Origin of the sequence: Cellulomonas fimi ATCC 484 (assembly GCF_000212695.1) — a bacterium.
Lineage (GTDB): Bacteria > Actinomycetota > Actinomycetes > Actinomycetales > Cellulomonadaceae > Cellulomonas > Cellulomonas fimi.
Genome location: NC_015514.1, coordinates 1,825,955 through 1,847,230, shown reverse-complemented (window position 1 = coordinate 1,847,230; position 21,276 = coordinate 1,825,955). Strand labels below are relative to the sequence as shown.

The window sequence follows — 21,276 nt, the reverse complement described above, 5'->3', positions numbered from 1 at the left end:
GGGCGTCGGCGCCGTGACCGTGGGGCTGCTGCGTCACGGCGCTCCGCCGAACAGGCCGCCGACCCACGAGGTCAGGTCGTCGATGCGCGCACCGAGCAGGCCCAGCAGCGTCTGCCCGGCCGCGGTCGACGCGAGCGCGACCCCGAGGGCCAGCAGGCCCGCGACGATGAGCAGCGCGACCTGCAGGTTCGAGATGCGGTGCTTGTAGAGCCGCGACACGCCCTTCGCGTCGACGAGCTTGCCTCCCACGCGCAGGCGCGTGAGGAACGTGCTCGCCATGCCGGAGCGGCCCTTGTCGAGGAACTCCACGAGCGTCGCGTGCGTCCCGACGGCCACGATGAGCTCCGCACCCTTGTCGTCGGCCAGGAGCATCGCGACGTCCTCGCTCGTGCCCGTCGCCGGGAAGACGACGTGCCGCACGCCGAGCTGCTCGACGCGCGCGAGCCCGGGTGCGCGGCCGTCGCGGTACGCGTGGACGACGACCTCCGCCCCGCACGTGAGCGCGCGGTCGGACACCGAGTCCATGTCGCCGACGATCATGTCGGGCTTCCAGCCGGCGTCGAGGATCGCGTCGGCACCGCCGTCCACCCCGATGAGCACCGGGCGGTACTCGCGGATGTACGGGCGGAGCGTGACGAGGTCCTCCTTGTAGTGGTACCCGCGCACCACGATGAGGACCTGCCGGCCGTCGATCTCGGTCGCGATGTCGGGCACGCCCACGCCGTCGAGCAGCAGCTCGCGCTCGCGCCGCAGGTAGTCCATCGTGTTCGCCGCGAACGACTCGAGCTGCACGGAGAGCCCCGCGCGGGCCTCCTCCATGGTCGCGGCCACGGTCTGCGGCGTCTGCTCGACGCCCTCCGCGACGAGCGTCTCGCCGTCGTACACGCACCCGTCGACGATGCGCAGGCGGTGGCCCTCGGGCAGCGCCATGACGTCGGCGCCGAGGTCGTCGACGAGCGGCACGCCGGCCGAGACGAGGATCTCCGGGCCGAGGTTCGGGTACCGGCCCGACGTCGAGCGCGCGGCGTTGAGCACGGCCGCGGGCTGGCACGCCACCAGCGCCTCGGCGGACACCCGGTCGAGGTCGAGGTGGTCGATGACGGCCACGTCGCCGGGGCGCAGCCGCTTGGTCAGCGCCTTCGTCCGGGGGTCGACGCGGGCGGGGCCGGAGACGACACCGGCCTCCGGCGCGGGGTTCCTTCTACGCAGGGAAGCTCTCATCGTGGGTCATCGTCCCACGCCGGAGAGGTCCAGGAGCTCGGCTGCGTGCGTGCGTGCGGCCTCGGAGTCGTCCTGGCCCGACAGCATGCGGGCGAGCTCGCGCACGCGGTCCTCACCTGTGACGAGACGCACGTCGGACTCGGTGACCACGTCGACCCCCTCGGCCGTCGACTTCGTCACGACGAGGTGCCGGTCGGCGAACGCCGCGACCTGCGCGAGGTGCGTCACGACGAGCACCTGCGACGACCGCGCGACGTCCGCGAGCCGCCGCCCGATCTCGATCGCCGCACGTCCCCCGACGCCCGCGTCGACCTCGTCGAAGACGAACGTCGCCGGTCGCGCGGCACCGGAGTCCGGGGCCGTCGCGAGCGTGACCTCGATCGCGAGCATCACGCGCGAGAGCTCACCGCCCGACGCACCCTTGCCGAGCGACCGCGCGGGCGCGCCGGCGTGCGGCACGAGCAGCATCTCCACACGGTCCGCACCCGACGGGCCGGGCTCGCCCGGCTCGACCGCGACCTGGAGCTCCGCACCGCCCATCGCGAGCCCGGCGAGCTCGTGGGAGACCGAGCGCGCGAGCCGCGCTGCCGCCTCGGTGCGTCCGCGCGTGAGCTCGCCGGCGAGCCGGGCGACGTCCTCGTCGAGGGCGTCGACCCGCGCGCGCAGGTCCTGCAGCCGCTGGTCCCCGCCGTCGAGGTCGAGCAGCCGCCGCCCCGCGTCGTCCGCCCAGGCGAGCACCTCGGCGACGTCCGTGCCGTAGCTGCGGGTCAGCGACCCGAGCTGCGCCCGCCGCTGCTGCACGGCCTCGAGCCGCAGCGGGTCCGCCTGCAGGTCCTCCAGGTAGGAGGAGAGCTCCGCCGACACGTCCGCGAGCAGGTACCCCGCCTCCGCCACCCTGGTGGCGAGCCCGGCGAGCGCCGCGTCGTGCTCGCCTGCCTGCTCCAGGAGCCGCCGCGCACGGTCGACGACGTCCGTCGCGGCCAGACCGTCGCCCGCGGTGTCCGCATCCCCCGCGAGCGCACCGTGCGCTCCGGCCGCCGCCGCTCGCAGGTCCTCCGCGTGCGCGAGCCGGTCGGCCTCCTCCGCCAGCGCGACGTCCTCGCCCGGCTGCGGGTCCACGCGCTCGACCTCGGCCAGACCGAGGCGCAGGAGCTCCGCCTCGCGCGCGCGCTCCTGCGTCCGTGCCACGAGGTCGTCCAGCTCGGCGGCCACCCGGCCGCGCTCCGCCCACGCCGCGCGGTAGCGCGCGAGCGTCTCGCGGTGCTCGGCGCCGACGAACGCGTCCAGCGCGTCGCGCTGGTGCGCGGGCGACCGCAGGCGTGCCTGGTCCGCCTGCCCGTGCACCGTGACGAGCGCCTCCGCGAGCTCGCCGAGCACGGCCTGGGGCACCGACCGACCACCCACGTACGCGCGTGACCGTCCCGCCGCTCCGTCCGTGCCTGCGCCGACCGTGCGCACGAGCACGAGGCTGCCGTCGTCGTCGAGGTCCGCGCCCGCCTCGAGCGCGCGCGCGAGCACGGGCGCGCCCTCCGGCAGCACCACGCGCCCCTCGACCGCCGCCGACGCGGCGCCGCGCCGGACCGTCGCGGGGTCGGCCTTCCCACCGAGCAGCAGCGACAGGGCCGTGAGCACCATCGTCTTGCCCGCGCCGGTCTCCCCCGTGAGGACCGTCAGGCCCGGCCCGAGCTCGACGTGCGCGCGCGTGATGACGCCCAGGTTGTCGATCCGGATCTCCTCGATCACGTCGCCTCCCCCGTCGTCGTCCGGGCCTCCGCAGCCCGGCCCCGCCAGCCGCTCACCGGAAGCCCGAACTTGTGCACCAGCCGTGTCGTGAACGGTGCCGGCGACAGCCGCGCGAGGCGCACGGGCACGTCGCTGCTGCGGACCTCGACACGCGCCCCGCGCGGCACCTCGATCTGCCGACGACCGTCGCACGTCAGCAGCGCCGCCGCCGGTGACCGGTCGAGGATCTCGAGCGCGAGGAGGCTGCGCGGTCCCACGACGAGCGGGCGGGCGAACAGCGCGTGCGCGGAGATGGGGACGAGGATCATGCCGTCGACGTCCGGCCACACCACGGGGCCGCCCGCCGAGAACGCGTGCGCGGTCGATCCCGTCGCCGTCGCCGCGACCACTCCGTCGCAGCCGAACGCCGAGAGCGGGTGCCCGTCGACCTCGAGCATGACCTCGAGCATGCGCGAGCGCTCCGCCTTCTCCACCGCGGCCTCGTTGAGCGCCCAGCCGGTGTGCTGCGAGCCGTCGGGGTGCAGCACGCGCACGTCCAGCGTGCCGCGCTCCTCGACCTCGAAGTCGCCGACGGTCAGCCGCCGGACCGCCTCGCCGACGTCGTCCCGCTCCGCCTCCGCGAGGAACCCGACGTGCCCGAGGTTGACGCCCAGCACCGGCACGCCCGTGCCCCGCGTGAGCTCGGCGGCGCGCAGGATCGTGCCGTCGCCGCCGAGCACGACCGCGAGGTCCACCTCGAGCAGCTCGGCCGGCTCACCGTCGTCCGGGGCCAGGACCGGCTCGATCCCCGCCGCCTCGAGGACGCGCACCGCCTCCTGCGTCGCCGTGACCGCCTCGGCGCGGCCGCCGTGCGTCACGACGAGCGCCCGCCGCGTCATGCGCTCACCCCGCGGCCGCGCACGGCACCGTCCCGCACGTCCGCACCGCCCTGCGCATCGCCGCCGTGCGGGTCGCCACCGGACCCCCGGCCGGAACCTGCGCCGGAACCCGCCGGCACGGCACCGTCGTCGGCTGCGCCGCCGTGCCGAGCACGACCACCCCCACCGTCCAGCACCCGGACGAGCGCCTCGCCGACGACGACGTCCTGCACGGCGGCCCGCAGACCCGCCGCGTCGCTGCCGCCCCGTCGCCCGTCCTCGGGGACCGCACGCAGCCACAGGAAGAACTCCACGTTGCCGCTCGGTCCCGGCAGCGGGCTGCGCACGACGGCACGCACGTCGAGGCCACCGTCGACAGCCGCACGCGCGACGCCCAGCACCGCGTCCGCACGGAGCGCCGGGTCCCGCACCACGCCACCCGAGCCGAGGCGCTCCCGCCCGACCTCGAACTGCGGCTTGACCATGACCAGCAGGTCGGCGCCGGGCGCAGCGACCCGCGTGAGCGCGGGCAGCACCAGCGCGAGCGAGATGAACGAGAGGTCGGCGACCACGAGCGTCGGCGGCGGCTGCACCTCGCCCGCCTGCAGGTCGCGCACGTTGACGCCTTCCCGTGCGTCGACGCGCGGGTCCTGGCGGATCACCTCGAGCAGCTGTCCGTGCCCCACGTCGACCGCGGTGACGTGCGCGGCTCCGCGCCGCAGGAGCACGTCGGTGAACCCGCCCGTGCTCGCACCGGCGTCGAGGCACCGCCGTCCGGCGACGACCGGCCCGTCGGCTCCCAGCGTGTCCAGCACCCCCGCGAGCTTGTGCGCCCCGCGGGACGCGTAGCCCGGGTCGTCGTCCCCGACGACCTCGACCGCGTCGCCGCCGTCGACCTGCAGCGCGGCCCGGCGTGCCGCCGTCCCACGCACCGACACCCGGCCCGCGGCGATCAGCTCGCCGGCGTGCCCACGGGACCGGGCGAGCCCGCGGCGGACGAGCTCGCTGTCGAGACGCGTGGTCACGCGCCCTCCGCGTCCGCGAGCCGGTCGTGCAGCGCGGCGTGCACCGCCTCGAACGCGGCGACGTGGTCGCGCACGGGGACGTCGGCGAGCCCGTCGAGGCGTGTCAGCGCCTGGTCGACCTGGTCGTCGCCCGTCGACGGCCGGCCGTGCAGGCCGACCTCGGCCGTGTCGCTCACCCGTTCCTCCTCGTGCGTCGCACCGCGTGCTCCCAGCGCGCCGAGTGCCGGTCCCGCGAGACCGCCGCCGTGTGCGCGACGGGCGCAGGAACGGCCGCACGTCGCCGACCTGCCCTGCCTCCCCGCGATGACGGGAGCGGCCGGGGTCGGACCACGGCGTCGGCCCGCGCCCACGCTACCTGCCCAGGCCCACAGCGCCGCCCGACTCACCCACAGCCCTGCGCGCATCGGGCGGCGGCCCGGGGAGACGGGGCCGGACCGCCCAGCACCGGCGCGACCACGACACGCCCCACGCCTTCGCACCACGACCGTCGGTCACCGGTCATCGGCGACCGACGGTGGTCGAGAATCGACCGGCCGTCGTGTCCTCCGCACCACACCGTCGGTCACCGGTCACCGTCGCCAGTCGCCGGTCGCCGGTCGCAGTCACCAGTCGCCGGGCCGCAGTCGCCGGTCACCGGTCGCCGGTCACCGGTCACCGGTCACCGGTCACCGGTCACCGGTCACCGGTCACCGGTCGCCGGTCGCCGGTCGCCGGTCGCCGGTCGCCGGTCGAGAGTTGACCGCCGTCGTGCGCATCCGCCACGACCGCCTGGTCAGGAGCGGACGCGGGTCGACGTCAGCCGGTCGGACCGTCGACGGGCAGCGCAGGCACGGTCGGCGCGTCGATGACGGCACCCTCGTCGACCGCCGCCCACGCCGCAGCGCACGCGGCACGGACCAGGTCCACCTGCTCCGCGCGCGTCCTGGCGGTACCGCCGAGGTCCAGCACCCCGTCCACCACCCGAGCGGCGCCGGACCCGCACGACCACCAGCCGTCGGCCTGACGCGTGGGCTCAGGGTGCGGCTCGAGCAGCGCCAGCAGGTCGGCTCCGACGAGGTGCGGCCGCTCACCGGGTGCCGCGAGCACCGCGTCGCGCGCCGTGCTCACCCCGGTCAGGACGTGCAGCCCGACGTACCCGCCCGCGCGTGCGCCGGCCAGGTCGGTGTCGAGGCGGTCACCGATGACGAGCGTCTCCCGGGCTCCTGCCCGCTCGACGGCCATGTCGTACATCGTCGGCGACGGCTTGCCCGCGCTGTCGGGCGTCACCCCGGTCGCGGCACGCACCGCGCCGACGAGCGACCCGTTGCCCGGGGCGAAGCCGCGCGCGGTCGGGAGGCTCAGGTCGAGGTTCGACGCCACGTGCCACGCGCCCCTCTCGACGGCGTACGCCGCCTCCGCGAGCTGGGCCCAACCGACGTCGGGCGCGAAGCCCTGGGCGACCGCGGCGGGCTCGTCGTCCGCCGACTCCACGACCCGGTACCCCGCCGCCCGCACGGCGGTGAGCAGACCCTGGCCGCCGACGACGAGCACCTTCGCGCCAGGCTCCAGGCGCGTCCGCAGGAGCTGGGCCGCGGCCTGCGCAGCGGTCATCACCTCGCCGGACCGTGTCGGGATCCCCAGCTCGGTGAGCTGCTCCGCGACGGACTCCGGCTCGCGCGAGGCGTTGTTCGTGACGAACACGAGCCGCATGCCCCGGCCGCGAGCCGCGGTCAGCCCTTCCGCAGCGCCTGGGATCGGCTCGTGGCCGCGGTACGCGACACCGTCCAGGTCGACGAGCGCCAGGTCGAAGCGGTCGGCGGGCGCAGTGGCGGAGCCGATCAGCCCGCCGCTCACGCCGTGCCCTCCTCGTCGACCTCGACGCCCTCGCCTGCGACGCCCTGGCCGTGCGCCGCCTCGACGTCGTCTGCGTCGCCGGCCCCGGTGCCATCCGCCGCCACGTCGCCGACACCCTGCGCGTCGTCCCCGCCCTCGGCATCCCCCACGTGCCCGACGAACTCCGCGTCCTGCGCGGACTCGGCCCCTTCGGCGTCGTCCACCTCGTCCGCGACCTCGACGTCCTCCGTGTCCTCCGTGTCGTCGGCGTCGTCCGTGTCGTCGGCGTCCTCCGCGTCCTCCGTGTCGTCGGCGTCGTCCGTGTCGTCGGCGTCCTCCGCGTCCTTCGCGTCCTTAGCGTCCTCCGCGTCCTCCGCGTCCTCCGCGTCCTCCGCGTCCTCCGCGTCCTCCGCGTCCTCCGCGAGATCGAACACGACGACGTCGTCGTCGGCATCCTCACCGGATGCCTCGGCGAGCTGCGCAGTCGAGTACCCGGCGAGCTCCGCATCCGCCTCCGCCGTCCGACCGGCAGCCTCGAGGGCCGCCGCCCGCGCCTGCGCCACGCGCACCGCGAGCACGCCGGTGACCGCCCGCACCGCCGGGGTCGACAGGACCGCGACCGCGGCCTCGGCCTGACCGAGGTCGAGGCGCGCGCCGGACACGACGATCGCCAGCTCCACCTGCGCCTCGGCATCCAGCGTCTCCGCCTCCGGCTCCTGCGCGAGCGCGATGGCCCGCTCCGGCCGCCCGAGGCCGCGCTCGCAGTCGGCCATGATCGGCAGGTGCTCCGAGGAGCCGTTGAGCCGGCGCACGGTCCGGAGCTCCCGCAGGGCCTCCGCGTACCGCTCGGTCCGGTAGGCCGCGAGACCCGCCGCCTCGCGGACCACGTCGATCCGTCCCGCGCGCCGCACCGCAGCCTGCGCGTGCTCGTAGGCGAGCTCCGGATCGGTGTCGAGCAGCTGCCCGACGACGACGAGGTGCCGACCGACCCGCTCGGCGTTGTCCTTGGTCAGCGACCGCAACCGGCCGCGCACCGCGCGGTCGAGCTCGCTGAACGAGACCTCGTCGGGGATCGGCGGCGCCGGCACCCGCTCGGTCTGGGGCGGTCGGCTCGACCGCACGTCGTCCCTGTCGTCGCGGCGCTCCCGACCGCGGTCGTCGCGACGCTCCCCGCGGACACCGGGGCCTCGCTCGCCCGCGCCTGCGAACCGCCGCTCGGTCGGTCCCCCGACGGTGCGCCCAGCGCGCCCAGCGTCACCCCCGGCACCACGGCCCGAAGGACGAGCACCGGCATCCCCGGCGCCACGTCCATACCCACTGCTTCGACCGGACTCTCCACCACCACGGCGGTCGTCACCCGCGCCACGACCGGACCCACCGCCATAGCCACCGGCACCACGCTGCGGAGCACGGTCGCCGTACCCACCGGCACCACGACCGGACTCGCCGCCGTACCCACCGGCACCACGCTGCGGAGCACGGTCGCCGTACCCACCAGCACCACGCTGCGGAGCACGGTCGCCGTACCCACCGGCACCACGACCGGAGTCGCTGCCGTCGCCAGCACGACGGTCGCGGCCCGCTCGCTCGCCGGAGCCACCGAACCCACGCTCGCGCGGACCAGGAGCGCCGCGACCGCCGGAACCGCCCCACGGCCGCTCGGCGTAACCCCGCCCGGAACCACCCGAACGGTCGCCCGACCCACGGCTGCCGGCGGAGTACGAGTCGCCCCGGTCGTCACGCCGCGGAGCGTCGGACCGCCGGTCGTCCCGCCCATGACCTGCAGGACGCTCGCCCGCGACCCGCCCACGCGAGGGCGCGTCCGAGGTGGATCGAGGGCGACCGGTCGAGCCGTCACCGCCGGGACCACGACGATCAGCCGTGTCTCCCCGGGGAACGCCGCCGTGCCGCGCCCCGTCGCCGGCGCGCCACTCGGTCGAACCGCCGCCCCCCGACTCGCGCCGGGGCCCGGACACGTCCCGCCGAGGCTCCCACGACCGCGAGCCACCCGATCCGGCACGCGACCCGGGGCGCTCGTCGGATCGCGCGCGATCGCCCGACCAGGAACGACCGCCCGAGCTCCCGCGGGCGTCACCCTGCCTCCCGCCCCAGGGGGGACGGTCGCCGCCCGTGCGGCCGGTCGCCGCGCCGGGACGTCCGCCGGCGTACCCCTCGGACCGCTGGCGCCCGGCGCCGTTCGGCCTCGGTGCCGACTGCCCACGGTCCGGACGACCCGCCGACTGCCCGCGGTCCGGGCGCGCGCCGTCCTCGCGTGACGAGCGGTCGGACGACCACGCACCACGGCCCGAGGGGCGGTCGCTGCGGCGGTCGGACCCCGCAACCCGGTCGCTCGACCAGCCGCCGCGCGAGGAAGGTCGATCCCCGCGCGTGGACGGGCCGTCACCGGCGCGCCACGACGGCCGCTCGCCGCCGCCGCGTCGCTCGTCGCTCGTGTACCGCGTGTCACGGTTGCGCGTCGGCCCACCGTCGCGGCTGCGCGAGGAGCCGCCCTGGTAGCCGCTGCGCCCGCCTGCCGAGTCACCGGACCGACGCGGAGCAGCAGAGCCGCCCGAGCCTCCGGACTCGCCGCGCTGTCCCCGGCGCTCGGGCCGGTCCGATCCCGACGGACGTCCACCGTCCCGGGCCGGTCCCCGCTGAGGGCGCTCGGGCCCGTGATCGCTGTTCATGTATGTCTCTCCTCGTCGCACACGACGGTCTCATGGTCTCATCCCGGCCCGGCGACACCCAGCTCGCAGACCGTCTTCCGGCCGTGCCGCCCGCCACAGCGGGCGTCCGGGTCACTTCGACCCGGTTCGGTGGCCATCTCGACCCGGCTCGGCCACGCACAGTGCGTCCACAGCGCATTGCCACTCTCAGCTGTCGACCACACCCCGTACAGCACGGCCACGTGTCCGGTTCATACGACGGGCAGCACAGGCCAGGGCACCGCGTGCCATTCCCCGGCATCCGTCAGCGCTGCGCACGACGCCCGTCGGAGAAGGCGTCGGCGTTCACTGGCCCGGCGTCAGTGCTCGGCGCGTACGCCCGCGTCGGCGGCGAGACCGGTCACCCGGCACCGGACAACACGCGCGAGAACAAGCCGGAAAACAGAAAGAGCCACCCCGTTGCTGGGGTGGCTCTTTCTGAATGGTGTCCGGCGGCGTCCTACTCTCCCACACCCTGGCGAGTGCAGTACCATCGGCGCTGAAGGGCTTAGCTTCCGGGTTCGGAATGGGACCGGGCGTTTCCCCTTCGCTATGACCGCCGTAACGTTGTCGAGTTGTCAAACGGGTTCCCGTTCGTCTCTCGGGAACCGCACAGTGGACGCGTAGCAATGAATGAGTGGTGAAGTTGTCGGCTTATTAGTACCGGTCAGCTGCGGCAGTCTTTGGTCCTGCCTTCCACATCCGGCCTATCAACCCCGTGGTCTAGCGGGGTGCCTCTCGGGACGAGTCCCGTGGAAACCTCATCTTGAAGCAGGCTTCCCGCTTAGATGCTTTCAGCGGTTATCCCTTCCGAACGTAGCCAACCAGCCGTGCTCCTGGCGGAACAACTGGCACACCAGAGGTTCGTCCGTCCCGGTCCTCTCGTACTAGGGACAGCCCTTCTCAAGTTTCCTGCGCGCGCAGCGGATAGGGACCGAACTGTCTCACGACGTTCTAAACCCAGCTCGCGTACCGCTTTAATGGGCGAACAGCCCAACCCTTGGGACCTACTCCAGCCCCAGGATGCGACGAGCCGACATCGAGGTGCCAAACCATGCCGTCGATATGGACTCTTGGGCAAGATCAGCCTGTTATCCCCGGGGTACCTTTTATCCGTTGAGCGACGGCGCTTCCACAAGCCACCGCCGGATCACTAGTTCCGACTTTCGTCCCTGCTCGACCTGTCAGTCTCACAGTCAAGCTCCCTTGTGCACTTGCACTCGCCACCTGATTGCCAACCAGGCTGAGGGAACCTTTGAGCGCCTCCGTTACATTTTAGGAGGCAACCGCCCCAGTTAAACTACCCACCAGGCACTGTCCCTGGTCCGGATCACGGACCGAGGTTAGATATCCAGAGCGACCAGAGTGGTATTTCAACGTTGACTCCACCGACACTGGCGTGCCGGCTTCACAGTCTCCCACCTATCCTACACAAGCCGCACCGAACACCAATACCAAGCTATAGTAAAGGTCCCGGGGTCTTTCCGTCCTGCTGCGCGTAACGAGCATCTTTACTCGTAGTGCAATTTCGCCGAGTTCGCGGTTGAGACAGCGGAGAAGTCGTTACGCCATTCGTGCAGGTCGGAACTTACCCGACAAGGAATTTCGCTACCTTAGGATGGTTATAGTTACCACCGCCGTTTACTGGGGCTTAAATTCTGAGCTTCGCCTTGCGGCTGACCCGTCCTCTTAACCTTCCAGCACCGGGCAGGCGTCAGTCCGTATACATCGTCTTGCGACTTCGCACGGACCTGTGTTTTTAGTAAACAGTCGCTTCTCCCTGGTCTCTGCGGCCCTTCGTGCTGCCCCGGGCGTGCCGGTTCACACGTCAGGCCCCCCTTCTCCCGAAGTTACGGGGGCATTTTGCCGAGTTCCTTAACCACGATTTGCTCGATCGCCTTGGTATTCTCTACCTGACCACCTGAGTCGGTTTGGGGTACGGGCGGCTAGAACCTCGCGTCGAGGCTTTTCTTGGCAGCATAGGATCACCAGATTCCCGCTATCGCGGTCACCGTCAGCTCTCAGGCTCGTGAGGTGCGGATTTGCCTACACCTCGCCCTACGACCTTGGACGTGGACTACCATCGCCACGCTTGGCTACCTTCCTGCGTCACCCCTGTTAATACGCTTACCTACTACCGGTTCGGGTCCCGTGCTCCCCGGCCCGGTGCACCCGAAGGTGCGGTGGGCCGGCTCGGACGGTTAGCATCACCGGGCTCGGTATGGGCGGTTCTTCGCCGGTACGGGAATATCAACCCGTTGTCCATCGACTACGCCTGTCGGCCTCGCCTTAGGTCCCGACTTACCCAGGGCGGATTAGCCTGGCCCTGGAACCCTTGGTCATTCGGCGGACGGGTTTCTCACCCGTCATTCGCTACTCATGCCTGCATTCTCACTCGTGTGGCGTCCACCGCTGGGTTACCCCGCGACTTCGCCCGCCACACGACGCTCCCCTACCCATCCACACGACTGAACCACGAAGGCTTGTCGAACGTGTGAATGCCACAGCTTCGGCGGTATGCTTGAGCCCCGCTACATTGTCGGCGCGGAATCACTTGACCAGTGAGCTATTACGCACTCTTTCAAGGGTGGCTGCTTCTAAGCCAACCTCCTGGTTGTCTGTGCAACTCCACATCCTTTCCCACTTAGCATACGCTTAGGGGCCTTAGCTGGTGGTCTGGGCTGTTTCCCTCTCGACTACGGAGCTTATCCCCCGCAGTCTCACTGCCACGCTCTGGCTTACCGGCATTCGGAGTTTGGCTAACGTCAGTAACCTGGTGGGGCCCATCGGCTATCCAGTAGCTCTACCTCCGGCAAGAAACGCGTGACGCTGCACCTAAATGCATTTCGGGGAGAACCAGCTATCACGGAGTTTGATTGGCCTTTCACCCCTAACCACAGGTCATCCCCCAGGTTTTCAACCCTGGTGGGTTCGGGCCTCCACGCGGTCTTACCCGCGCTTCACCCTGCCCATGGCTAGATCACTCCGCTTCGGGTCTAGAGCACGCGACTGTGTCGCCCTATTCGGACTCGCTTTCGCTACGGCTTCCCCACACGGGTTAACCTCGCCACGTACCACTAACTCGCAGGCTCATTCTTCAAAAGGCACGCCGTCACCCCTGCTAGGGAGGCTCCGACGGTTTGTAGGCACACGGTTTCAGGTACTATTTCACTCCCCTCCCGGGGTACTTTTCACCTTTCCCTCACGGTACTTGTCCGCTATCGGTCACTAGGTAGTATTTAGGCTTACACAGTGGTCTGTGCAGATTCACTCCAGGTTTCTCGGGCCCGGAGCTACTTGGGATCCCTCTCGGGAGGCCACGCCATTTCGTCTACGGGGGTACCACCCTCTGTGCCGGGCCTTTCAATGCCCTTCGACTATGACGCGACTTTCTGACTCCCTGCTGGTTCGGCAGAACCAACGGAAAGGTCCCACAACCCCGCATGCGCAACGCCTGCCGGCTTGAACACGCATACGGTTTGGCCTGATCCGCTTTCGCTCGCCACTACTCACGGAATATCTCTTCCTGCCGGTACTGAGATGTTTCACTTCCCGGCGTTCCCTCCACACACCCTATATATTCAGGTGCGGGTCACACGACATGACTCGTGCGGGGTTTCCCCATTCGGACATCCTCGGATCACGGTTCGTTTGCCAACTCCCCGAGGCTTATCGCAGGCTACCACGTCCTTCTTCGGCTCCTAGTGCCAAGGCATCCACCCTGTGCCCTTATAAACTTGACCACAAAGATCATTCAAAGATGCTCGCGTCCACTGTGCAGTTCTCAAGCTACGACCGGGTGACTCACCTGTTCACGTCCGGACGCCTACCCACCCCAAGGTGGACGGTTCGTCGGACCAGGCGGCCCGCAGGCCGACGCGCACCCCACCGCCCGCAGGCGACGCAAGTGCGCGACTCGACCCCGAGGTCAACAACCTTCCGGCTGTTCCCTCAGGACCCAACAGCGTGCCAGGCCGACCCCGTGACCCCGATGCATCTTCGTTCCCTCCCCACCGAAGCGGGCGTACTAGAAGGCACCGGCACCAGGCCGGCCGTAGTCGATGTTCCACCCTCGAGCACCACCCCCAGCTCATGCGGCCGGGGCGTGGGCCTGGACACCACAAGCCCACCCATGACAGGCGAACCCGGTGCCAGATGCTCCTTAGAAAGGAGGTGATCCAGCCGCACCTTCCGGTACGGCTACCTTGTTACGACTTAGTCCCAATCGCCAGTCCCACCTTCGACGGCTCCCCCCACAAGGGTTGGGCCACCGGCTTCGGGTGTTACCGACTTTCGTGACTTGACGGGCGGTGTGTACAAGGCCCGGGAACGTATTCACCGCAGCGTTGCTGATCTGCGATTACTAGCGACTCCGACTTCATGGGGTCGAGTTGCAGACCCCAATCCGAACTGAGACCGGCTTTTTGGGATTCGCTCCACCTCGCGGTATCGCAGCCCTTTGTACCGGCCATTGTAGCATGCGTGAAGCCCAAGACATAAGGGGCATGATGATTTGACGTCATCCCCACCTTCCTCCGAGTTGACCCCGGCAGTCTCCCATGAGTCCCCGGCATAACCCGCTGGCAACATGGGACGAGGGTTGCGCTCGTTGCGGGACTTAACCCAACATCTCACGACACGAGCTGACGACAACCATGCACCACCTGTACACCGACCTTACGGGGAGCACATCTCTGCACTTTTCCGGTGTATGTCAAGCCTTGGTAAGGTTCTTCGCGTTGCATCGAATTAATCCGCATGCTCCGCCGCTTGTGCGGGCCCCCGTCAATTTCTTTGAGTTTTAGCCTTGCGGCCGTACTCCCCAGGCGGGGCACTTAATGCGTTTGCTGCGGCACAGAGCTCGTGGAATGAGCCCCACACCTAGTGCCCAACGTTTACGGCATGGACTACCAGGGTATCTAATCCTGTTCGCTCCCCATGCTTTCGCTCCTCAGCGTCAGTTGCGGCCCAGTGACCTGCCTTCGCCATCGGTGTTCCTCCTGATATCTGCGCATTCCACCGCTACACCAGGAATTCCAGTCACCCCTACCGCACTCTAGTCTGCCCGTACCCACTGCAAGCCCCAGGTTGAGCCTGAGGTTTTCACAGCAGACGCGACAAACCGCCTACGAGCTCTTTACGCCCAATAATTCCGGACAACGCTTGCGCCCTACGTATTACCGCGGCTGCTGGCACGTAGTTAGCCGGCGCTTCTTCTGCAGGTACCGTCACTTGCGCTTCTTCCCTGCTGAAAGAGGTTTACAACCCGAAGGCCGTCATCCCTCACGCGGCGTCGCTGCATCAGGCTTTCGCCCATTGTGCAATATTCCCCACTGCTGCCTCCCGTAGGAGTCTGGGCCGTGTCTCAGTCCCAGTGTGGCCGGTCGCCCTCTCAGGCCGGCTACCCGTCGTCGCCTTGGTAGGCCGTTACCCCACCAACAAGCTGATAGGCCGCGAGCCCATCCCTGACCGAAAAACTTTCCAGACGCAACAGATGCCTGTACGTCTCATATCCGGTATTAGCGACCGTTTCCGGTCGTTATCCCAGAGTCAGGGGCAGGTTGCTCACGTGTTACTCACCCGTTCGCCACTGATCAGACAGAGCAAGCCCTGTCATCACCGTTCGACTTGCATGTGTTAAGCACGCCGCCAGCGTTCGTCCTGAGCCAGAATCAAACTCTCCGTAAATGTCTACATGGCACCCACCCACCGAAGCAGATGAGCAACCGACACACGAAACAGCCCCGAAGGGCCAATCAGATTCGGCTGTCAAGAGAAGACCCAGCCCACGGGGGTGGACCACGCCTCCTCGATCTCAACCAAGACCCACCACGACAACATCGCGGCAGACCATCTTGGCATCGACTACTTGGCACACTGTTGAGTTCTCAAGGAACAGACGCGCATCCGCTCGAGCCTTTCGGCTCTTCGTCAGAGGCTTTGTTCGTTCTCCATCTTACCGGATCTCTTTCCCGTTCCCGTCCACCCTCTCGGGCAGATGGTCGCGGGCATGAGCCCGTCCCGAGCATGAACCGAGGCGCACGTAGCTCCTGCGGATCCGTTCGGGGGCGGCCACCCGTGGGACCAGCCACCGGGATCGTTCCTCGGTGTCCGTTCCTCCCTGCCGGGCGACATCGAGAACACTACGCGGCCCCTGGCGCGGGATGCAAATCCCCTCGCGGTGACCCCGGTCACCCGGTACGCGGGCCGCGGTACGGCGCGGCTCGGCAGCGCGCCGACCAGGACCGGGACCTCACCACGGCGGCGCGGGTGCGGCCCAGACGTGCATCCCCGGGAGCGCCCGATGCCCGGCACCTCGTGGGAGGGCCGGGCATCGGAGGCGTGCGGGTCGGAGGCGTCCAGGACGTCGGGAGGTCAGGCCGGCGCGGTCGCGGCCGCGCGGGTGTCCACGACGGCGAGGGTGCGCTTGCCGCGGCGGAGCACCGCCCAGCGGCCGTGCAGCAGGTCCTCGGGACGCAGCACGGCGTCCTCCTGCTCGACGCGCACGTTGTTCACCGACGCGCCGCCCTCGCCGATGGCCCGTCGGGCCGCCGCCTTGGACGTGACGATGCCCGACGCCGCCAGGACGTCCACGACCGGGTCGCCGGCACGGCCGGGGGCGGTCGGCAGCTCCGCGACCGCGGCCGCGAACGTCGCCTCGTCGAGGTCCGCGAGCGAGCCCCGGCCGAACAGCGCCTGGCTCGCCTCGACGACCTTGTCCGCCGCCGTCCTGCCGTGCACCAGCGACGTGACGTCGTGGGCGAGGGCACGCTGTGCCTCGCGTGCCGCCGGGCGCTGCTCGACGGCCTCGGCCAGGGCCTCGATCTCCTCACGCGTGCGGAAGGTGAAGATCTTCAGGTAGCTCACCACGTCCGCGTCGTCGGCGTTGAGCCAGAACTGGTAGAAGGCGTACGGCGTCGTGAGCTCGGGGTCGAGCCACACGGTTCCCGACTCGGTCTTGCCGAACTTGGTGCCGTCGGCCTTCGTCACCAGGGGCGTCGTCAGCGCGTGCACGGCCGTCCCCTCCACCTTGCGGACGAGCTCCACGCCCGAGAGCAGGTTGCCCCACTGGTCGCTGCCGCCCGTCTGCAGCGTGACGCCGTGCCGGCGGTGCAGCTCGAGGTAGTCCATGCCCTGCAGGATCTGGTAGCTGAATTCGGTGAAGCTGATGCCCTGGTCGCTGTGGAGACGGCGCGCGACGGTGTCCTTCGCGAGCATCGTGCCGAGCCGGAAGTGCTTGCCGACGTCCCGCAGGAAGTCGATCGCCGACATCGGCGCGGTCCAGTCCAGGTTGTTCACCATCGTGGCGGCGCTCGGGCCGTCGAACCGGAGCAGCGGCTCGATCTGGCGGCGGATCCGGTCGACCCACCCCGCGACGACGTCGGGTGCGTTGAGGGTGCGCTCCCCCGCCATCTTCGGGTCGCCGATGAGGCCGGTCGCGCCGCCGACCAGCGCGAACGGGCGGTGGCCGGCGTCCTGCAGGCGGCGCACGGTGAGGATCTGCACGAGGTTGCCGATGTGCAGGCTGGGCGCCGTCGGGTCGAAGCCGCAGTAGAGCGACACCTGGCCGGCGTCGAGGGCGGCGCGCAACGCGTCGGGGTCGGTCGTCTGGGCGACGAGGCCGCGCCACGCGAGCTCGTCGAGGATGTGGGTCACGAAGGGTCTCCTGCGGTGGTCCGGGTCGCCGCGCGTGCGGCGCCCGTGCGGGGTCGGGGGCACAGGGCCGACGTCGTCGTCCTCACGGGACGTCTACCGACGCCGGCCGGCGATACGCGGGCCGGTACGCCGACACCGTGCGCTCGCCCGTCAGCCAGTAGCGCCACGGGAACTGCGCGTCGCCGCCCGCGCCGGACACGCCCACGCGCGGTCCGGACGCGTGTGCCGAGACCACCGGAGCCGCGTGCCGGTGGAGCACCACCGAGCCGCCGGGCTCCGTGAGGTCGGTGCCGTTGGCGCGCAGGTCCAGGCCCAGGCAGACCGCGAGGCGGGCGGGGCCGCGCGCGAGCTGGCGCTGCGAGTCCACGACACCGACCTGCTCGCGCCGGCGCCACGCGAGGTCCTCCCCCTCGACGACCTCGCCCGCGCGCAGCAAGACCGCCGACGGGCTGCCGGTCGGCTGGGTGACGACGTTGACGCAGTGGTGCAGGCCCAGGTGCCGGTAGACGTACAGCCGTCCCGGCTCGGCGAACATCACCGCGTTGCGGGACGTGCGGCCGCGGTACGCGTGCGAGCCCGGGTCGTCCGCGCCGCCGTACGCCTCGACCTCCGTGAGGCGGACGGTCACGTCGCCCTCGGGCGAGCGGGCCGTGAGGTAGCTGCCGAGCAGGTCGCGCGCGACCGCGTGGACCTCCCGGGCGTACCAGACGCGCGCCGGCACGCTCACGACCGCGCGCGGGTCCGCCGCGTCGGGGGTCGATGGCGCCTCGCTCGGTCCGGTCACGCGCTCATCCTGCCGCACGCGGTGCGGGGTCGGGGCGACGGCCCGGTGCACGGACGCCGAGACCGCCCGGGGAACCGCCGGCCGGCGCTCGTCGGGGAGGGCCGCACGCCCCGTGAGGGGCACACACGAGGGCGAGGGCGTGGGCGGGTGTGCGTCAGACCTGCGGGACGCCGAACGCGTCGAGGCGCACGTCGGCCCGCTCGCGGGTCCGCTCGCGCGCGAAGTGGGCCGCCTCGTCGCGCATCCACGCGACCCAGTGGTCGTGGGCGGCCTCGCCGTCGCGCGCCAGGCCGCGCTCGAGGCGCAGGTCGGCCGGAGCCTCGACCCAGACGCGCAGCACCGCGACGCGGTCGGCGTCCCGGCGTGCCGACCCGCACCCCTCGAGCACGAGCAGGGCGGGCACGGGGACGTCGACCCAGTCGGCGAACCGTGACGTCGGCCAGTCGTACCGCTGGAACCGGCCCGGCCGTCCGCGGCGCAGGGGCTCGAGGACCTGCGCGGCGAGGCGCGGCCACAGCGACCCCTCGAGCCCGGACCAGCCCTCGTACAGGTCGTCCAGGTGCAGGACCCGGGTCTCGACGCCCCGGTCCGCCGCCGCCGCGGCGAGGGCGCCCGCCGCCGTCGTCTTGCCCGACCCGGCGGGGCCGTCGACGCAGACGACCCGGACGGGACCGAGCCGCGGCGCCGCGGCCAGCGCACGTGTGACGACCGTGCGCGCGGCACCGGCCGCGGCGGCGAGGCGTTCCTCGTCCGCCGCGGCCGAGACGCCGTCGGGCGTCGTCATCCGGTCAGGACGCCCAGGAGCGCAGCTCGAGCGAGCGTGCCGCGGCCCGCTCGAGCTGCTCCGCGACCCGAGCGGGCGCCGTGCCGCCGTGCGCGTCCCGGGACGCGAGCGATCCCGGCACGGTGAGGACCGCGCGAACCGCGGGCGTCAGGTGCGGCGAGATCTCGGCCAGCTCGGCGTCGGACAGGTCCCACAGCTCGATCGGCGGCTGGTGCTCCTCGCACGCCCGGACGCACGCGCCGGCGACCTCGTGCGCGACCCGGAACGGCACCCCCTCGCGCACGAGCCACTCGGCGATGTCGGTCGCGAGCGAGAAGCCCTGCGGGGCGAGCGACGCCATGCGGTCGGTGTCGAACGTGAGCGTCGCGACCATCCCGGCGAACGCGGGCAGCAGGACCGTGAGCTGGTCGACCTGGTCGAAGACCGGCTCCTTGTCCTCCTGCAGGTCGCGGTTGTACGCGAGGGGCAGGCCCTTGAGCGTCGTGAGCAGGCCCGTGAGGTCGCCGACGAGCCGGCCCGCCTTGCCGCGCGCGAGCTCGGCGACGTCCGGGTTCTTCTTCTGCGGCATGATGCTCGACCCCGTGGAGTACGCGTCGTGCAGGCGCACGAAGCCGAACTCCTTGGTCGCCCAGAGGATGACCTCCTCGGCGAGCCGCGACACGTCGACCGCGGTCATCGCGGCCACGAAGGCGAACTCCGCGACGACGTCGCGCGACGCGGTGCCGTCGATCGAGTTCTCCACCGGGCCGTCGAAGCCGAGGTCCGCCGCGACGGCGCCCGGGTCGAGCCCGAGCGAGGAGCCGGCGAGCGCGCCCGAGCCGTACGGCGACAGCGCGGCCCGGCGGTCCCAGTCGGTGAAGCGCTCGACGTCCCGCAGCAGCGGCCACGCGTGCGCGAGCAGGTGGTGCGCGAGCAGCACCGGCTGCGCGTGCTGCAGGTGGGTCCGCCCCGGCATGGGCGACTCCCCCGCTGCGCGGGCCTGCGCGACGAGCGCGTCGACGACGTCGAGCACGAGCCCGGCGAGCACGCGGGCCTGCTCGCGCAGGTACATGCGCACGAGCGTCGCGATCTGGTCGTTGCGGGACCGGCCCGCGCGGAGCTTGCCGCCGAGGTCGGCGCCGGCCCGCTCGATCAGGCCGCGCTCGAGGGCGGTGTGCACGTCCTCGTCGTCCGGCGCCGGCCCGAATGCGCCCGACGCCACGTCGGCGCGCAGCCGCTCGAGCGCGTCGACCATGCCCGTGAGCTCGTCACCGGTCAGGAGGCCCGCACGGTGCAGGACGCGGGCGTGCGCGACGGACCCCGAGATGTCGTGGTGCGCGAGCCGCCAGTCGAAGTGCGTCGAGCGTGACAGGTCGGCCAGCGCGGCGGCCGGTCCGGACGCGAACCGGCCGCCCCACAGGGCGAGCGGGGTCTGCTCGTCAGACACCCGAGATCCCGCCCTGCGAGCCGAGGTCCTCGGCGTTGCCGAACCGCACGTCGCGCGCCGCCGCGAGCTTGGACGACAGGCCGTAGATCTCGATGAAGCCGCGCGCGGCGGACTGGTCGAACGTGTCGCCCGTGTCGTAGGTCGCGAGGTTGAAGTCGTACAGCGACGCGTCGGAGCGGCGGCCCGAGACCGTCGCGCGGCCACCGTGCAGCACGAGCCGGATGTCGCCGGAGACGTACTTCTGGGTGTCGTCGATGAAGACGTCGAGCGACTTCTTGAGCGGCGAGAACCACTGGCCGTCGTAGACGAGCTCCGTCCAGCGCTGCTCGACCCCTCGCTTGAAGCGGGCCTGCTCACGCTCGACGGTGACGTTCTCGAGCTCCTGGTGCGCGGCGATCAGGGCGATCGCGCCCGGTGCCTCGTAGACCTCGCGGGACTTGATGCCGACGAGGCGGTCCTCGACGATGTCGATCCGGCCGACGCCCTGGGCGCCCGCGCGGCGGTTCATCTCCTGGATCGCCTGCAGCGGGGTGACCGGGACGCCGTCGAGCGCGACGGGCACGCCCGCCTCGAACGTGATGACGACCTCGTCGGCGACCGGGGGGAACGTCGGGTCGTCGGTGTAGGTGTAGACGTCCTTGGTCGGGCCGTTCCAGATGTCCTCCAGGAAGCCCGTCTCGACGGCACGGCCCCACACGTTCTGGTCGATCGAGAACGGGTTGTGCTTGGTCGTCGCGATGGGCAGCTGGTGCTTCTCCGCGAACTCGATCGCCTTGTCGCGGGTCAGCGCGAGGTCGCGGACGGGCGCGAGGCACGTGAGGTCCGGCGCGAGGGACGTGATGCCGACCTCGAAGCGCACCTGGTCGTTGCCCTTGCCGGTGCAGCCGTGCGCGACGGTCGTGGCGCCGAACTGGCGGGCCGCGCGGACCAGGTGCTTGACGATGACGGGCCGCGACAGCGCCGACACCAGCGGGTAGCGGTCGAGGTACAGGCCGTTCGCCTTGAGGGCGGGCATGCAGTACTCGGCGGCGAACTCGTCGCGCGCGTCCGCGACGTACGCCTCGACGGCGCCGCAGTCGAGGGCCCGGCGGCGGATGACCTCGAGGTCCTCGCCGCCCTGGCCGACGTCGACGGCCACGGCGATGACCTCGGCACCGGTGGCCTCGGCGATCCAGCCGATGCCGACGGACGTGTCCAGGCCGCCGGAGTACGCGAGGACGACACGCTCAGTCATGGGACTTCTCTCTTCTCAGGGGTGTGGGG

Annotated in this window: 12 protein-coding genes and 3 rRNA genes; all 15 read right to left on the bottom strand. The window is 71.1% G+C overall.

The genetic code is table 11. From position 1 onward, the window contains the following. Window positions 1-33 precede the first annotated feature (33 nt). Window positions 34-1,221, bottom strand: coding sequence for a putative cytokinetic ring protein SteA (steA, locus tag CELF_RS08465; RefSeq protein ID WP_013770836.1), 1,188 nt, complete (start codon window positions 1,219-1,221; stop codon window positions 34-36). 6 nt (window positions 1,222-1,227) lie between these two features. Next, complete coding sequence (gene recN / locus CELF_RS08460) at window positions 1,228-2,964, bottom strand: DNA repair protein RecN (RefSeq protein ID WP_013770835.1); 1,737 nt, start codon at window positions 2,962-2,964, stop codon at window positions 1,228-1,230. Continuing rightward, complete coding sequence (locus tag CELF_RS08455; protein WP_013770834.1) at window positions 2,961-3,842, bottom strand: NAD kinase; 882 nt, start codon at window positions 3,840-3,842, stop codon at window positions 2,961-2,963. Before CELF_RS08455 ends, recN begins: the two co-directional genes overlap by 4 nt. Continuing rightward, window positions 3,839-4,846 (bottom strand): TlyA family RNA methyltransferase, encoded by a 1,008-nt coding sequence (locus tag CELF_RS08450; RefSeq protein WP_013770833.1) that lies wholly within the window; start codon window positions 4,844-4,846, stop codon window positions 3,839-3,841. Before CELF_RS08450 ends, CELF_RS08455 begins: the two co-directional genes overlap by 4 nt. Continuing rightward, complete coding sequence (locus tag CELF_RS08445; RefSeq protein WP_013770832.1) at window positions 4,843-5,022, bottom strand: hypothetical protein; 180 nt, start codon at window positions 5,020-5,022, stop codon at window positions 4,843-4,845. Before CELF_RS08445 ends, CELF_RS08450 begins: the two co-directional genes overlap by 4 nt. Window positions 5,023-5,641: 619 nt before the next feature. After that, complete coding sequence (locus CELF_RS08440) at window positions 5,642-6,679, bottom strand: HAD-IIA family hydrolase (protein ID WP_013770831.1); 1,038 nt, start codon at window positions 6,677-6,679, stop codon at window positions 5,642-5,644. Further along, window positions 6,676-7,746 (bottom strand): hypothetical protein, encoded by a 1,071-nt coding sequence (locus tag CELF_RS21150; protein ID WP_083835707.1) that lies wholly within the window; start codon window positions 7,744-7,746, stop codon window positions 6,676-6,678. Before CELF_RS21150 ends, CELF_RS08440 begins: the two co-directional genes overlap by 4 nt. 2,064 nt (window positions 7,747-9,810) lie before the next feature. Further along, window positions 9,811-9,927, bottom strand: a 5S ribosomal RNA gene (gene rrf, locus CELF_RS08420). A gap of 73 nt (window positions 9,928-10,000) precedes the next feature. After that, a 23S ribosomal RNA gene (locus CELF_RS08415) occupies window positions 10,001-13,106 on the bottom strand. A 423-nt stretch (window positions 13,107-13,529) separates the two neighbouring features. After that, window positions 13,530-15,051 (bottom strand): 16S ribosomal RNA (locus CELF_RS08410). Together the 16S, 23S and 5S rRNA genes form the textbook arrangement of a ribosomal RNA operon. 687 nt (window positions 15,052-15,738) lie before the next feature. Further along, entirely contained in the window at window positions 15,739-17,019 is a 1,281-nt protein-coding gene (gene tyrS, locus CELF_RS08405; RefSeq protein WP_013770829.1) for a tyrosine--tRNA ligase, read from the bottom strand. An 82-nt stretch (window positions 17,020-17,101) separates the two neighbouring features. Beyond that, window positions 17,102-17,803, bottom strand: coding sequence for a DNA-3-methyladenine glycosylase (locus CELF_RS08400; protein WP_013770828.1), 702 nt, complete (start codon window positions 17,801-17,803; stop codon window positions 17,102-17,104). A gap of 154 nt (window positions 17,804-17,957) precedes the next feature. Next, window positions 17,958-18,587: a uridine kinase family protein gene (locus CELF_RS08395; protein ID WP_013770827.1), complete on the bottom strand. Its 630-nt coding sequence runs from the start codon at window positions 18,585-18,587 to the stop codon at window positions 17,958-17,960. A 4-nt stretch (window positions 18,588-18,591) separates the two neighbouring features. Next, window positions 18,592-20,013 carry an argininosuccinate lyase gene (gene argH / locus CELF_RS08390; protein WP_013770826.1) on the bottom strand — a complete coding sequence of 474 codons (1,422 nt, stop codon included), beginning with the start codon at window positions 20,011-20,013 and terminating at the stop codon, window positions 18,592-18,594. Further along, a complete protein-coding gene (locus CELF_RS08385) occupies window positions 20,006-21,247 on the bottom strand; it encodes an argininosuccinate synthase (RefSeq protein ID WP_013770825.1) in 1,242 nt (413 codons plus the stop codon). Before CELF_RS08385 ends, argH begins: the two co-directional genes overlap by 8 nt. Between the last annotated feature and the right edge of the window lie 29 nt (window positions 21,248-21,276).

Coding starts and splice junctions, on each gene's coding strand:
- CELF_RS08385 (WP_013770825.1), bottom strand. CDS start 21,247: ATGACTGAGCGTGTCGTCCTCGCGTACTCCGGCGGCCTGGACACGTCC.
- CELF_RS08455 (WP_013770834.1), bottom strand. CDS start 3,842: ATGACGCGGCGGGCGCTCGTCGTGACGCACGGCGGCCGCGCCGAGGCG.
- CELF_RS08395 (WP_013770827.1), bottom strand. CDS start 18,587: ATGACGACGCCCGACGGCGTCTCGGCCGCGGCGGACGAGGAACGCCTC.
- steA (WP_013770836.1), bottom strand. CDS start 1,221: ATGAGAGCTTCCCTGCGTAGAAGGAACCCCGCGCCGGAGGCCGGTGTC.